The 15,222-nt window shown below is 54.1% G+C and carries 13 protein-coding genes; 5 read left to right on the top strand and 8 right to left on the bottom strand.

Annotation, left to right across the window (positions count from 1 at the left end; all coding sequences use genetic code 11):
- Positions 1–366 precede the first annotated feature (366 nt).
- Positions 367–780 (top strand): Fur family transcriptional regulator, encoded by a 414-nt coding sequence (locus tag ABVS15_RS04600; RefSeq protein ID WP_369282582.1) that lies wholly within the window; start codon positions 367–369, stop codon positions 778–780.
- Between the two features lie 76 nt (positions 781–856).
- Positions 857–2,044, top strand: a complete 1,188-nt coding sequence (locus tag ABVS15_RS04595) for a GTP-binding protein (protein WP_369282581.1) — start codon at positions 857–859, stop codon at positions 2,042–2,044.
- Between the two features lie 117 nt (positions 2,045–2,161).
- On the opposite strand, the gene ABVS15_RS04590 is transcribed toward ABVS15_RS04595, so the two are convergent.
- The 5 genes from ABVS15_RS04590 to ABVS15_RS04570 form a co-directional block, all read right to left on the bottom strand.
- Positions 2,162–3,184: an ATP-binding cassette domain-containing protein gene (locus ABVS15_RS04590; protein WP_369282580.1), complete on the bottom strand. Its 1,023-nt coding sequence runs from the start codon at positions 3,182–3,184 to the stop codon at positions 2,162–2,164.
- Complete coding sequence (locus tag ABVS15_RS04585) at positions 3,181–3,882, bottom strand: GTP-binding protein (protein ID WP_369282579.1); 702 nt, start codon at positions 3,880–3,882, stop codon at positions 3,181–3,183. The genes ABVS15_RS04590 and ABVS15_RS04585 overlap by 4 nt, the downstream gene beginning before the upstream one ends.
- Before the next feature lie 2 nt (positions 3,883–3,884).
- Positions 3,885–5,132 (bottom strand): ABC transporter substrate-binding protein, encoded by a 1,248-nt coding sequence (locus ABVS15_RS04580; protein ID WP_369282578.1) that lies wholly within the window; start codon positions 5,130–5,132, stop codon positions 3,885–3,887.
- A gap of 225 nt (positions 5,133–5,357) precedes the next feature.
- On the bottom strand, positions 5,358–5,798 hold the full coding sequence (locus tag ABVS15_RS04575; RefSeq protein ID WP_293007503.1) for a Dps family protein: 441 nt from the start codon (positions 5,796–5,798) through the stop codon (positions 5,358–5,360).
- A gap of 51 nt (positions 5,799–5,849) precedes the next feature.
- Entirely contained in the window at positions 5,850–6,470 is a 621-nt protein-coding gene (locus ABVS15_RS04570; protein ID WP_369282577.1) for a superoxide dismutase, read from the bottom strand.
- Positions 6,471–7,175: 705 nt separating this feature from the next.
- On the opposite strand from ABVS15_RS04570, the gene ABVS15_RS04565 reads away from it, so the two are divergent.
- Complete coding sequence (locus ABVS15_RS04565) at positions 7,176–7,832, top strand: metal-dependent transcriptional regulator (protein WP_369282576.1); 657 nt, start codon at positions 7,176–7,178, stop codon at positions 7,830–7,832.
- Between the two features lie 211 nt (positions 7,833–8,043).
- On the opposite strand, the gene ABVS15_RS04560 is transcribed toward ABVS15_RS04565, so the two are convergent.
- Together ABVS15_RS04560 and ABVS15_RS04555 are read right to left on the bottom strand one after the other, a co-directional pair.
- Positions 8,044–9,720 (bottom strand): DEAD/DEAH box helicase, encoded by a 1,677-nt coding sequence (locus ABVS15_RS04560; protein ID WP_369282575.1) that lies wholly within the window; start codon positions 9,718–9,720, stop codon positions 8,044–8,046.
- A 57-nt stretch (positions 9,721–9,777) separates the two neighbouring features.
- Positions 9,778–9,930 carry a hypothetical protein gene (locus tag ABVS15_RS04555; RefSeq protein WP_369282574.1) on the bottom strand — a complete coding sequence of 51 codons (153 nt, stop codon included), beginning with the start codon at positions 9,928–9,930 and terminating at the stop codon, positions 9,778–9,780.
- An 893-nt stretch (positions 9,931–10,823) separates the two neighbouring features.
- On the opposite strand from ABVS15_RS04555, the gene ABVS15_RS04550 reads away from it, so the two are divergent.
- On the top strand, positions 10,824–11,927 hold the full coding sequence (locus ABVS15_RS04550) for an iron-containing alcohol dehydrogenase family protein (protein ID WP_369282573.1): 1,104 nt from the start codon (positions 10,824–10,826) through the stop codon (positions 11,925–11,927).
- Between the two features lie 27 nt (positions 11,928–11,954).
- On the top strand, positions 11,955–13,025 hold the full coding sequence (locus tag ABVS15_RS04545; protein WP_369282572.1) for a bile acid:sodium symporter family protein: 1,071 nt from the start codon (positions 11,955–11,957) through the stop codon (positions 13,023–13,025).
- Positions 13,026–13,271: 246 nt separating this feature from the next.
- Here ABVS15_RS04545 and ABVS15_RS04540 read toward each other — a convergent pair whose 3' ends face one another.
- A complete protein-coding gene (locus tag ABVS15_RS04540) occupies positions 13,272–14,633 on the bottom strand; it encodes a hypothetical protein (RefSeq protein ID WP_369282571.1) in 1,362 nt (453 codons plus the stop codon).
- Positions 14,634–15,222: the final 589 nt, after the last annotated feature.

Genomic DNA, 15,222 nt, shown 5'->3' with positions numbered 1-15,222 from the left:
TATCATAGCATCAAATCCCTCTCTGTCAAGACGCCAAAAAATAATTTGGATTTTTGCACAAAGTACACAGAAACCCCCTCCTGAAAATTTGACAGAACCGGATAGGACGGCTTTCCTTATGGTAAGCACCTCGTTTGCTGTTGGGTTCCCTGTCAGGGTTATAACAGCGCCCCTTTTCCGCACGGGGCGTGGATTATCACGGAACGCAACCACTAAGGACTTGACTTTTAGTAGTTCCGTGTATATAATTGGCGCAAATGCAAATGAGTTGCATTTGCATTTACATGCAAGGGCAATCCTCCACCCCGCGTACTCCGAACATCATCGACCCCAATCCCCTTTTAAAAAAGTAACGAGGTGAATCCCGTGAAAGAAACCAAAACTGTATGGCAGTCGGGCATGAAGCGAACGCGGCAGCGGGAAAGCGTCCTCGCAGTGCTGGAAAGCTCCGACAGGCCATTGAGCGCCGCGGAAATTTTCTCCAAAATTCAACTGGACGGGGACACTGTTTGGATGTCCACCGTTTATCGGGTGCTGGAGCTTTTTGTTGAAAAGGGCGTGGCCCTTAAAACCGCTGTGCTGAACAATGAAATGGCGGTGTATGAGCTGAACCGCTTTCAGCATAAGCATTACGCCGTGTGCATGAAGTGCCGCAGAATTATCCCCATGGGCAACTGCCCCATGGAGAATTTCACGCCGATGCTTGCGGAAGAGGACTTCCAGATCGTGGGGCATAATCTGGAAGTATTCGGCTATTGCAGAAATTGCAGACCCCGCTGAGCGGCATTTTTTATCAGAATGAGCGGGGCCGTCAACCCATCGCCCACACGTTCATTGAAATTGGAAAGGAACTCCTATGCAAAAGAGAATCCCCGTAACCGTCCTGTGCGGCTATCTTGGGTCAGGGAAGACCACCCTGCTCAACTATCTTTTAAACAGTGACCACGGCTATAAAATTGCTGTGATTGTCAACGACATGAGCGAGGTAAACATTGACGCGGAGCTGGTAAAGCAGGGCGGCTTCAGCCGCGCGCAGGAGGAGCTGGTGCAGATGCAGAACGGCTGCATCTGCTGCACCCTGCGGGGCGACCTGCTCAAGGAGGTGGACCGACTTTCCGCCCTTGAAACCATTGACTACATCCTCATTGAAGCCTCCGGTATCAGCGAGCCAATCCCCATCGCCATGACGTTCGTGTGCTATGACGAAAGTCAGGGTGTGGATCTGGCGGAGAAAACACGGCTGGACACCATGGTAACCGTGGTGGACGCCCACCGGTTCTGGTCGGATTTCGGACAGGGAGAGGCCCTCATAGCCCGCCAGGATGCGGAGGACAGCGAAGAAGAGGATATCACCGACCTTCTGATCTCCCAGATCGAGTTTTGCAATGTAATCCTGCTGAACAAGTGCGACCTTCTCTCCCCCGAGGAGGTGGCCCAAGTGGAGGCCGTACTACGGACGCTCCAGCCCGAGGCAAAGCTGCTCCGCTCCGTGCGGGGTGTGGTCCCTCCCTCTGAGATTCTAAATACCAAGCGCTTTGATTTTGAGCGGGCTTACGACTCCGCGGGTTGGCTGAAGGAGCTTAACCGCGAATCCCACACCCCCGAGACGGAGGAATTTGGCATTACCTCGTTTGTGTACGAGCGGGTCCGCCCCTTTCACCCCCAGCGCATCAACGATTTTCTGATGGAACGATACCCCGAGTCCGTGGTGCGGGCCAAAGGATTTATGTGGCTGCCAAACCACAACGATGTGGTGATCCTGATGGAGCAGGCGGGCAGAAACATCGAAATATCCCCCGTGGACTACTGGGCCGCAGCCATGTCGGAGGAGGACCGGGCGGAATATCTGAAGGACGAACCGGAGCTTTCCAAAAAGTGGGACGCCGAATACGGCGACCGGCGCAACCAGCTTGTCTTTATCGGCATCCATCTGAACCGGGATGAAATTGTGAAAGAGCTTGACGACTGCCTGCTGACGGACGCGGAAATGCAAACCGACTGGCAGACCCTGCCGGACCCCTTTGCATGGGAACTGGATGAGTAATGGGCTTTTAATATCCGAATTAAAAATTCCCCTTCGGCGAATGGACCAATCATTCAGCCGGAGGGGAATTTTCCATACTATTAAAAAATTTGACGCAAGCGCTCTATATCAATGGTTTTAAACTTTTAGGTTTTCCCGGTCTAAGTCCGCGGCGGAAAGCGCGCTTCCGCTCCGCAGCCTGTGCCGCGCACGCTGGACCACCGCGTCCATTTTTTCAAGCTCCTCCAGCAGGGCTTTTTCCTCGGGACTGGTTTCAATCACCTTGCTGATGCCGCCGTTTTTAATGACAATCCGCTTGTCGGCAATCAGGGCCAGCAGCGGGTCATGGGTGGCCATCAGCACAATTTTATCCTCGGCCACCAATAGCTCCAGTGCTTTTTTCCGGTCAATGCCCGCGTTTTCAATCTCATCGATCAGTACGATGGGCGAGGAGCTTAAAATGGCGGTATCCGCAATCATCAGCGCCCGGGACTGTCCCCCGGAAAGGCTGGTCACAGGGGTGTCCATGCGGAACTGTTCTCCCGCAAGCTTGTTTGCCTCTTCAATAATGCGGTCAATCACCGCGTCCGGGTCTTCCCGCAGGCGGCTTTGGGCGTGAAGCTCCAAAAATTCCCGCACGGTCAAGTCCATCACGAAATTCATGTTCTGGGAGAGCTGGGCCACCAGCTTGTTGTTGGAGGAAAACCGCCACTTGTTGTCGGGAACCTCCTCATTGATGAGAATACTGCGCCCGGTGGGCGTATCGTTCTGTGCCGCCCATTCAATATCCGCCAGCAGGCGGCTTTTCCCTGAGCCCGTAGGGCCGACAATGGAGACGATTTCGGACGCATGGACCGTGAACTGCGCAAAGCCCTCCGCCCCGCCGGACTTGTCATGCCCGGGAAGGATGGTCAGGGAGCGCACCTGATTGGACGCCCCCAGCCCCAGAAATTCCTGCATCTGGGCAATAAACACCTCAAGGTCGGACAGGAGCTTTTCCCGATCAATGGCCAGATCCTCCAGCTCGTCCTGCGTGAAATGCTCTAAATACTGGGGAAAGGTCAGCTCCTCATAACCGGAAACATCCAGCTTGTTCTGCTCGAAATACGCCGCTGCGTAAGGGTACTCCGCCAGCAGGCGGGCGATGCTCATATCCGTCATTCGCTGTCCACCCCCAAGTCCATTTTCTTCACGTTGCCCATCTGGAACGCCTCTCCGATGCGGGTTTCACCCAGACAGTAGGAGCAAAGCGCCGCAGGCATGGGAAAGCGTAGCTGCATCCCTTGCACCGAGTCCACCCGCTGGGACGCGTCATAAATCAGAGTTCCCAATTCGTAGGCCCCCTGGCCTGTCAGTCCGTTGACATGCATGGTGACGGCCTTTGGATTCACCGAGCTGACCCGGGAGGCAAACACCTCCCGCTCCGCCTGAGAGACGATGTCCCCCTTGGTGATAACCACCAGATCGGCGGATTTCAGCATGGGACCGATTTTTTTCGGCGTGTTGATGCCGGAAAGATTATCAATGACGCACACGCCTTTGATGTCTTTAATATAGGGCGAGCAGCGGTTGCACAGGCCGGCGGATTCGCTGATGAGCAAGTCCAGCCCCGCGTGATTTCCCCAACGGACGATTTCCTCAATGTTGGAAGCAAAAAAGTGGTCGGGGCACAGCGCACCGGAAAGCCCTTTTTTCACGGGTACGCCCGCCTTTTCATAGGCCACGTCGTCGTCGGTATACAGACAGTCAAACTTCACCACGCCCACCCGGATGCCCCGGTTTTGCAGGGACGCAATGGTTTTCAAAATGACCGAGGTCTTGCCCGACGAGGGAGGGCCGGAAAAAATCGTCAGATTCATATTCATTCCTCCTCATATGCCCGGAAAAACAGCTCCTCCGTGGTTTTGATCAGCTGCCCGATGTCATGCTGGTGGATATAGTCCCATCCCAGCCACATAAAGTGCTGATCGGGACGCAGACCATTTTCCACCAGCGGATTGGTGGAGGGGAATTTACCCCCGGAGGTAAAGACTTCGCCCACCTCCTTGGAGAACAGAAAGTCCACAAAGGGCTTTACCTTTTCCTTGGAGGCGCCTTTTGCCAGAAGGAAAATGGGGCTGACAATTGCGCCGTCCTTGGGCCACACGGGAATCATGGGACCCTTGGCGTCCAGCATCTGGGTGAAGAAATAGGGGGCAATGGTCACGGCGGGAACGGCGTTCTCTCCGCGTTTAATGTGGGATTTCACCATCTGAGCGGGATGCATGCTGCGCAGCATGGCCCGGCCCAGCTTGGTCACGCCCTCCTCGCCGTAATAGCGATAAATGTGCAGCAGCAGCGCGTTGAACAAATCCAAGTCCCGGGTGGGAAGAGACACGCTGTTTTCAAATTCCGGGCGGAGCAGGTCCGACCAACTCTCCGGGCAGGGCCGGTCCCCCAGCGCGGCGGTGTTTACCATGAAAATAGCGGGAACCACGCCGATGATGGCATACTGCCCCTTCGGATCCTTCAGGCTCAGGCGCTCGTTTTCAAAATCCGGGTTCAAATGTTCCACGCCGGAAATCTCCTCAAACACGCCCGCATCCCGATACTGCCCCATCAACGTCTGGTCGAAAAACAAATCGAAGCCCGCCGACAGATACAGATCGGACAGTCCTTCGGGCTTTCCGCCCGCCTCCAGCACCCGCGCCTTGATGTGATCAAGGCCCATGCTGGCGGCCTGCAAGCTGTAATCCACATCAAAGCCGAAGCTGTCCTTCTTTTCGTTGAACCAACCTTCAAACCGCTCCAGCAAAGGAATCCGGATGGGACAGGGCAGCACGCCCTCAATGCGCACATCGGCCCCGGTTTCCTTTTTCATCTGGGTAAGTCCCGTGGAAACGCTGTACTGGCTTTGCTCAATTGCGTCCTCCAGCTTTTTTACAAACAGCTCCACATTGATCTTTTTGCTGCGCAGGGCTGTCTCCAGGGAAATGGTTTTGCCCAAGGTCTTTCTCATCATGTCGTTTTTCAGAGGCTCAAAGCCGTTGGCCCCCAAAAAGGCAATCAGCTCGGGGTATTTCTCCGTAATATCGTAAATGCTGTCCGTTACTTTAAAATAGTTTGCCATAAAAGCCTTCCTTTCAGGTCTGTACGGTTTTGTCCGCTCCTCGCTTGTATCTGCTTTTTATACCTGAAGTATACCACGGCGGGGTAATTATCTACGTTGTTTTTACAACGTTTTAAGAAATTTTTATGTACGTCGGGAACAGTCTGCCCTGCTGACACAAGAAAACAGTACGGCCATTGAGGCCGTACTGTTTTCCGTATTTTCTGCCCGTATGGAGAAACCCGACTATCCCAGATAAGACTGGAGCATCCACAAAAGCTTCTGGTATTCGCTTAAATAGCCATTAAACTGATCAGCCGTGGCGCCGTCGCCCGCCTCGTCCGCCAGCTGGGCAATCTCCTTCGTGTCCCGAATCCAGTATTCCACGTCGGACATAAGGCTCCGCATGGTGTCCTCCGAGGAAACAGGCACGTCCTCCCGCTCCTTAATGGTGGTCATGGTCAGTGCCTTTTTCAGGCTGGCCACCGGGGATTGCCCAAGAGCCAGCAGCCGCTCGGCCACCTCGTCGATGATGACCGCGGTCTGGTCGTAAAGCCCCTCCAGCTTGGTGTGGAGGGTGAAGAAGCTCCGCCCTTTTACATACCAATGCAGATTGTGCAGCTTGATATAGGCTACCTCCTGATTGGCAAGGTATACGTTCATTTTTTCATACAAATTTGCGCTCATAAAGCACTCCTCCTTATTATTTTTTTATCGCTTGCAAGGCAGCGGGGACGGTTATTCTCCCCGCTTTACCCGCTCGTAGTTTTCCGCCACCGTATCCCAGCGAACAACGTTGTAAAACGCCTTCACATAGTCGGCCCGCAGGTTTTTATACTTGAGGTAATACGCGTGCTCCCACACGTCAATACCCAGAATGGGGACATAGCCCATTCCCTCCATGAGGGGGTTGTCCTGATTCGGGCTGGAGGAAAGCGCCAGCTTTCCGTCGCGATTGGCGGACAGCCATGCCCAGCCGGACCCAAACTGGCCTGCGGCCAATGCTCCAAGCTTATCCTGAAAGGCGGAAACGCTTCCAAATTCCTGCTCCAGCAGCTTTGAAAAAGCTCCCGTGGGTTCCTTCCCGCCGTCGGGCCCCATGGTGGAGAAATAAAGATTGTGGTTATAAAACCCTCCGCCATTGTTGCGGATGGCCTGCCGAACAGCGGGGTCCTCAATGTCCCCCAGAGAGCGAAGCAGCTCTTCAATTTCCTTATTGACGCCGGCCTTTGCCACCGCGTCGTTGAGGTTTTTTGTATATGCAGCATGATGTTTGGAATAATGAGTTTCCATGGTCAGCGCATCGATGTGCGGCTCCAAGGCGTCATAGGCATAGGGCAGCTTATATTGTGTGTACATATTTAAACCTCCTGAATGAATTTAGGTTAGTTATTACTAACTGGCGTAATGTGATTATAACCTACATATTTCTGGAAAGCAAGTCCTCCGTGACAAAAGACGCAAATTGTTTACAATTGGCGGCAGATCACGTAATCAGATGTGCATATCTTCCCAGGCGCCGAAAAGGCAAGTACCGCCGCTTAAATCATGAAGCGTTTTTCCAAAACGGGAAAGCCCTATAAAAAGCAGATTGAACCGCTGCATGGAAACGGCGGAGCGTTTTCGGGCTGGAAGGCTTGTTTGTCTAAGCGGCGGTAAGGTCGCCGAATGTGCATTTTGCAGCACGCCCGCGCCTTTCACCCAATGGGCGGCGCAGTCCGCCGCATACATCGTTTCGTATTATAGCAGCCTGCCAATTGGCGAGCTGCTGTTTTTTTATGGTAGATGCAGGCGATAGTTTCTCATTATTTTAAAAAATCACTTGCAGACCGTAATGTTTTGGCATATACTTAAAATATATTTAGGCATTCCTAAATAAAGGGTATGTAAATGACGGATGGAGGGGCTATGAACGCTTATATAAAACGGCTGCTGCTTCGTAAGCTTCCAACATTGACTGCAATCGCTCTGGTCCTGCTGTTTGGCACGCTTGTGAAGCTGTTTGCAGGATAGGGTTTCAAACGGCACAATGCAGCGCAATTGCAAAAAGCGGAGGGAAACGATATGACGCCGAATAAAGAGGATTACTTGAAGGCCGTTTATAAGCTGGGCGGCCTGAAAAATCTGGTGAGCAATAAGCAGATTGCGGAAGCGCTTCAGATTTCGCCTGCCTCGGTGACGGAAATGCTGGGGAAAATGAAAAAAGAAGGGCTGATTCATTATGAGCCCTATAAAGGCTCCCGCCTGACGGACGGGGGCGTAACCGCCGCCATTTCGCTGGTGCGCGGGCATCGCCTGTGGGAGGTGTTTCTCATGCGCCATCTTGGCTACTCTTGGAGCGAGGCCCATGAGGACGCGGAGCTTTTAGAGCACATCACTCCTCCGCGCCTGATTTCCCGACTGGACAACTTTTTGAATTTCCCGGCCTACTGTCCCCACGGCAGTGCAATTCCCCATCCCGACGGGCAGGTGGATACGGTTCCCATGCAGCCGCTGAATCTTCTCCCCGTGGGCGTGTCCTCTCATATCCGTCGGGTGACGGAAGAAAAGGAGCTTCTGGATTATCTTCAAACTAGCGGCGTTGAAATTGGAAATTCTGTCCGCATACTGGAAGCAGCAGCCTATGAGGGGCCGCTCACCCTTGAGCTTGAGGGCAAGTCCGTTCAAATCAGTTACAAGGCCGCCTGTCAAATTTATGTGGATCAGGCAGCAGGACAATAATCCCGCTATATTTTTAGCAGAAAGCGTCTTTAAAAGAGCACTGGAACTATCTATCTCCTCCACGAAGCGAGACGTAAAAGCAAAAGGTCCTCCCCGAAAAGGGGAGGACCTTTTATCTCATACAAACCCAAACCTTAAAAAATGCAGAGTGCTTTAGCTGAGATAGTCGTTACGCTTCTGTTGCCCGCAGCGATCAATCAGCCCGCCGCATTTACGCGCCATAGCCGCGGTGCTTTGCCTTTTTGGCCCAGGGCTTTGCGGCGGGGTAATGCGCAGGTTTCTTTCGGATCTGCTGCTCCGGAACAGGCATGACATGAACGGGCTTGCCGCAGATTTTGCATCCCCGCATGGCCCGCATAACCTCCTCCAGCAGGTCGGCGGGAACCTGCACGGTGGAAAAGGATTCAGAAATCTGCACCTTGCCGATGTCGTGGGAGCTGATGCCCGCCCGCTCTGTGACGGCGCCGATGATATGCCGCTCCGTCGTTCTGTTGGCCGAGCCAACGCTGACCACAAAGGCGGACATGGGGCGGCGCTCCTGAACTCTGGCCTTTTTTCCCGTGGCTGCGGGGACGCTCAAATCTTTCAGCGCCTTGGTGTCATGGAGATGAGAGAGGCCCAGCAGCGTGACGGCGATGCGCTCCGGCGCATGTCCCCGACGAATCAGCTCCTCCACCACTTCCGTATGGAAAGGAAGCGGCTCGGACTTCATGGCGTGCTCCAGCTCTTTCAATGTCCTTTCACGATTGACCTGCTCAATGTCGGACACTCTGGGCAGGGAAATCGCCTCAATGCCGGAACGGGTACGCGCAGCCAGCCGCTGCAACTGGATCACCTGCATCCGCCCGCAGCAGAGGGTCACCGCCGTGCCGGCCCGTCCGGCTCGTCCGGTCCGTCCGATACGGTGGACATAGGAATCAGGTTCCTTCGGAATATCAAAATTGATCACGTAGTCAAGGTCGCTGACGTCGATTCCCCGGGCAGCCACGTCGGTGGCCACCAGAATGGAGACGCGGCCCTGACGGAAGCTGTTCATCACCGTGGTGCGCTGGAGCTGCTTCATATCCCCGTGCAGACCCTCCACGGAGAATCCGGCGGCGCTGAGCTGCTCGGTCAGTTCATCCACCATGGTCTTGGTATTGGAGAAAATGATGGCCCGGCAGGGCTGATAATAATGAAGCAGGAGCGTCAGCGCTTCGGGCTTCTTCTTCGGGGGGATTTCCACATAGACCTGCCGGATGTTTTCCAGCGTAATCTGCTCCCGGTTAATCTCAACGCGAACCGGATCCCGCTGAAACTGCTGGGCAATGGTCAGAATCTCCTCCGGAATGGTGGCGGAGAACAACACGATCTGCCGGGTCTCCGGCACATCCTGCAAAATGACCTCAATATCCTCCCGGAAGCCCATGTTCAGCATTTCATCGGCCTCGTCCAGAATCACCATTTTCAGATGGCTCAGATTCAGGGTGCCCCGGCGCATATGGTCCATAATCCGGCCCGGGGTACCAATGACCACATTGGCAGACTGCAATTCTTTGAATTGCCCCCGATAGTCTCCGCCGCCAAAGATATCGGCAACGTTTACATAGGGAAGATGACGGGCCAGCTTGCGGATTTCCCCGCCGCACTGGCGCGCCAGCTCCCGGGTGGGGGAAAGCACCAGAACCTGTACATTCCGGGAATCAGGCGAGATGCATTCCACAGCGGGAATGCCAAAGGCCACCGTCTTCCCGGTGCCGGTTTGGGACCGGGCCAGAATATCGGTGCCGGCGCGGATCAGCGGGATGGACTCCGCCTGAATATCGGTGGCTTCCGTAAAGCCCATCTCTGTCACCGCTTCCAGCAGTTCCGCCGAGAGGGCCAGTTGGGAAAAGGTTTGGTTTGACATGAATTTCCTCGTTTCAATCAATTAAGTATCCTGCCTGCAAGATTCCTGCCCGTTCGGTCAGGGACTTTTGGGGCTCTTTTTTGCAGGCGCTCTTTTCTTTAAGGCAGCCTTCTGTTCCAGCAAGGCGCGTTTCTTTTCTTCTTCCTCCGCAAGGCGGTTATTCAGCTCTATTTCTGCAAAGGCCTGCGTCAGCTTCAGTTCATTGTTCATTCGATCCTTTGCAGCGGGGCTGCACAGACTGAGAAACGATTTAAATGCGGCGGGACAGAAAAACTTTTTTTCTCCGTATTCATCCGAAAACAGAACCGTGATCGTTGACGAATCCTGGGCAACAATCGTCCCGGTCCCAAATTTCGGATGATTTACCTGTTCGTGTACAAGATTGATTTTAACTCACCCATTCATCCAGTTTTATCGTGCGGCCATCGATTTGGCCGCTCCGCTTTGAACGCTATGACGTGCAGCAATTTACGCTCTAATAAAAACAAAACTCACATATTTTGCGGAACATCAAAACAATGTCCTACAAAATATGCGAATACGAAGAAATTATATTGAGTGCTTTTATGATAACACATTTAGTTATAGTTGTCAACTGCCGATTCCTTCAAGCGTTCAGGGAGCGGCGATTCCATCCGCATGAGTGCAGGTGCAAACCGGAACTGATCGGGCCGGATAAAAGAACACTTTTGCCCGCAATGTTGTGTTTTGCATAATTATTTTTATATCCGTGCGCAATAATTATGTGGATATTACCATTGACTTTGCGCATTGTATTTTGCTATTCTTAACAACAATAAAGGCAATGACGAAGAACGCCGACGAAAGATGGTTCACAGAGAGCCTGCGAGTGCTGAAAGCAGGTAACCGGGTATCGTCCAAGCAATCCCTTCTGAGCCGGCGACCGAACACTTTGGTAAGTAGAGTCGCACGCGCAGGCTGCGTTAGTGCCATGGGCTTGATGGAGCCTGTAAAGTGGCATGGTCTCACCACCGTGCAATTTGAGTGGTACCGCGGAGTTGATTTACAGCTTCGTCTCAAAGTAAAACTTTGGGACGAGGCTGTTTTTGTTTTGTCCCGTAAAATTTGGGAGGATAAATACTATGAGCTACACAAACTGCCTGCCCGCATGGAGCGTGGGACCCGACTGCTACAAGGACGTTTACGGCATCGTCCGCCGCTTCGGCAAAACCGCCGCCGTGATTGGCGGAAAAACCGCGCTTTCCAAGGCTTATGAACCACTGAAGGAGGCCCTGAGTGGCTCGCCCTTCACATTGTCCGAGCCGGTCTGGTACGGAGACAACGCCACCTATGAAAACGCCGCCGCACTGGAAGCGCTGGATGCCGTCAAATCCGCCGACATGCTGTTCGCCGTGGGCGGCGGGCGTGCAGTAGACACCTGCAAGGCCGTGGCCGAGCATCTGGATAAGCCTTTATTCACCTTCCCCACCATTGCCTCCAACTGCGCGGCCTGCACTGCCATCGGCGTGTTTTACAATGCCGACGACACCTTCCGGGATTACTTCTACCCCACTCGCTGTCCGGAGCATACCTTCCTGAACACGAAGATCGTCGCCGAGGCGCCGGAGGCCCTGCTGTGGGCCGGAATCGGTGACGGGCTGTCCAAGGAGTGCGAGGTGGAGCTGGCCTCCCGGGGGCAGAATCTGTTTCACACCACGCTGCTGGGCGCCCAGCTCGCCCACTCCTGCACGAACCCCATGGTGGAATACGGCGCGACAGCCATGGAGCAGTGCCGCCAAAACACCCCCGGCTATGAGCTGGAGCAGGTTGCCCTGGCCATTGTGATGTCCACGGGCATCGTTTCCAACCTGACCACCGACGCCACAAAGTATTATTACAACAGCAGTCTGGCCCACTGCGTCTATTACGGGGCCACTATGGTGCCCGCCTCCGGCGGAAAGCACCTGCACGGGGAAATTGTGGCCTTCGGCGTGCTGACGCTGCTGACCTATGATAAGCAGCTTGAGGAGCGCGACCGCGTGATGCGCTTCAACCGCTCCATCGGCCTGCCGGTCACACTGGGCGAAATTGATTTGTCGGAAGAAAACCTCCAGACCATCGCGGACAAGGCTGCAACCGTTCTGGAGTGGACCAAGGCCCCCTACCCCGTCACGAAAGAGGCATTCATGCAGGCTATGCGGGACGCTGATGCCGCAGGCAAGGCCCTGCTGGCAGGCGAACGGTAACCGCCGTATCGAAAAGGAGAGAGTACAATGAAAGCGATGAACCGTGCTGCCGACCTTCTCAATAAAAATCTGGCGCTGCTGGCCGTCGCCGTGGCGGCGTTTGCGCTGATCGTTCCCTCCGTGTGGGTAAATCTGGCGGGCAGCGTCAGCGTCAATCTGGCATGGGTGCCGTTTATGGGAACCTATTTCCCCAAACTCAGTCTTGTGAATCTGCTGCTGGGTGTCATCATGTTCGGTATGGGAATGACCCTGCGGGCAGAAGATTTCGCCCTGATCCTGCGCCGTCCCGGGGACGTGCTGATTGGAATTTGCAGTCAGTATGTGTGCATGGCCGGGTTCGGCTGGCTGGTGGCAAAGCTGCTGACTCTGACGGGCGTGGGCGGGCCGGAGGTCTGTGCCGAGTTGGCGGTCGGTCTGGTGCTGCTGGGCTGCGTCCCGGGCGGAACCGCCTCCAACGTCATGACCTTTCTGGCCCGGGGCGACGTGCCGCTGTCCATCACCATCACCATGTGCACCACCCTGCTGGCGCCCGCACTGACGCCCGCGCTGACACTGGCACTGGCCGGACGTTGGGTGGAGGTCAATTTCTGGAGCATGTTCTTCTCCATCGTTGTGATTGTCCTTCTGCCCATCCTTCTGGGGCTGGTCGTGCACGCCTGCATCGGTAAGCTGGTGGAACAGCTCAAAAAGCTGTTGGTGCTGGTTTCCACTGTCTGCATCCTTCTGGTGATCGGCATGTGCGTCGGTCCAAACCAGAGCAGCTTCACCCAGAACGGTCTGGCTGTGGTGGGCGTGAGCTTCGTAGCCGTGCTGCTTCACCACGTTCTCGGCCTGCTGGCCGGCTACGGCATTGCAAAAGTCTTTCATTTCAACGAGGCCAAGGTTCGTGCCCTCTCTCTGGAGGTCGGTCTGCAAAACAGCGGCCTGGCCTGTACGCTGGCCAACTCCTCCTTCCCCGGAACCATGGCAATCCTCCCCTGTGTGCTCGCCACTGTGATTCATCAGGTGGTGGGCCCCATCGTGGCCAACATGTTCGCCGCGAGAGACACGAAGCAAGTCTCCGAACCGCTGGGTACGGTTGCCTCCTCAGAAGTATAATCGGGTCATGGAGTTGATTCAGCGCCACTGGGGATTCTTCAGCCTGGAACAGCTTCTGTCCCGCAAACTCTAAAAAGCTGCCAAGCCGTGCAGGCTCTGGTAAAAGCCTGGATTGTCACAGGCTTATGAAACGGCCCTCGGGAAGCATTTTCCCGAGGGCCGTCTTATTTGTGTTCTGATGCGGATGGTAGCGCTACGAAAGGGCCCCGTTGATAGACCGGGCAGCGTCAGCTTCCTGTGACAGGGTTACAGCAAGAAAAACGTTGCAATCGCAACGGATACTAATCCGCAGATCACCGGAACAAAGTTTTTACGCACCAGTTCCACCGGACTTACATCACAAATAGCCGCAACCGGAACAACCGCCCACGGAATCAGGGTACCGCCGCCAACCCAGATGGTGATAATCTGCCCCATGGACGCCAGCACCTCTTTGTTCAGCGGCAGGGCATCCGCAAACGTTTTGGCAGTTGCCCCTACAAGGGGAAGCCCTGAAAAGCCGGACCCATCCAGCCCTGTAATGACCGCCACCGCAGCTTGCGTGGCAATTGCGGAAAAACGATTTACCGGAACATTTTCCGCAATATACTCGCCAATGTCGCTTAAAATGCCTGTCATCTGACTGCCAAACACCGCCTGACTGCCGCCTTCTCCTCCTAAGAAAAAGAAACCGCCAATGACAATGACCGGGGCAAAGATTTTTATGCTGAAGCCAAAGCCCTCCTTCAGATAATCCCCCACATCGTCAAGCGCGTGAGAAACACCCTTATCAAGGCATGCGCACAGCACCAGCAAAAGCAGTGCAGACCCACCGACCAGCGCCGTGGCATCTCCGCCCTGAAGCTTAAATGCCAGCATGGCGGCGATATTTCCCAGATAGACGACTGGCGTCAGCACAGCCATCAGCGGTGCAAACCGCCCCACAGCCTCCATTTGAACGGCTGCCGTATCAACTGCCTGCACGGGGGCGGCGCGCATATCCCGGCAGTAGCATAGAAAGGCCGCTACCGCCGTTACCACACACATAATGGCCCACAGCGGCACCGACTGGGACATGATGGCTCCAACATCCGTACCGGCTGCTTTGGCAGTAATTGTCGGTGCGCCCTGAATAAAAAAGTCACCCGACAGTGCCATCCCGTGTCCAAATATATTCATAACAACCGCCGCCCAAAGAACGGGCATTCCAGTTCTTACCGCCATTGGCAGCAGCAGCGTGCCCACCAGTGCCACTGCGGGGGATGGCCATACACAAATGGAGACAACAAACATCACAACCCCAAGAATAAAGAAAGCCGATCTGGGCCCTCCCATCCAATGCCTCAGCGAAAAAATCAGGATTCGATCCGCGCCAATGGAGATGAGGGACCGGCTCATGGCCACCACCAGTGCAATGACCACAATAATTCCCAAAAACTCTGAGCCTGCCCAGACTAACGCGTTAAACAAGGTCTGAATCGCACCAATTGGACTTCTGGTGACGATTGCTCCCAGGAACACGATGCCAAGAGCACAGGGAATCACAATGCTTTTTTTGCAAGCCATGACTATCAGGAATATCACAATAAGCACCAGATATGAAACATGTATCAGAGAAAGATTGATCATAAGAGACTCCTTACCTTCATAGTCCGTAAGAATAGTTCATACTATGTGCATGAAGCCCGTCTTGTGTGGATGCGGTAACCTGCGATTCAATCAGAGAAGGGCGGCAGCAGGTGCTGCCGCCCTTTTTCATGAACAGAAAACGCAGGCATGTCCCTATGGTTTCGACTGTTTGCAGCGTTGGATGGACGTATCTGGAAGTTCCCTCAGGTTTCAGCCAGAACGGACAGACACTGCCGCCAAAATTCCCGTCTCTGTGCTTTTGCCGTTTCGTATGGTTTTTTGTTACAGCGCGTTCTTTCAATTGTTAAAAACAACGGAATTAGAAAAACTTTTTTGAAGCAAACGTGTCGCGAGGCACTGCCCGAAAAGGTCGATTTCCACTGGAGGAGGGAGGTCCGATTTCGTCAAAAAGCCTGTAATGGTGCGCAAAAGCGGGAAAAAACGCAGCTTATTTACATGCACAAAAGCAGCCGTTTTTTTGATTTTGCTAGTTTCTATAAAAGGAAGTTCCATAAAAACTAACATTTTGTGAACTGTTGACAATCTATGAACACATGATAAAATATAAAAGTCCCCGTGTCCCTTGCTA

The organism is Oscillibacter sp. GMB15532, assembly GCF_041020825.1.
Lineage (GTDB): Bacteria > Bacillota > Clostridia > Oscillospirales > Oscillospiraceae > Oscillibacter.
Note: the sequence above shows the minus strand (reverse complement) of the source record. Positions and strands in the feature narration are given on the sequence as shown.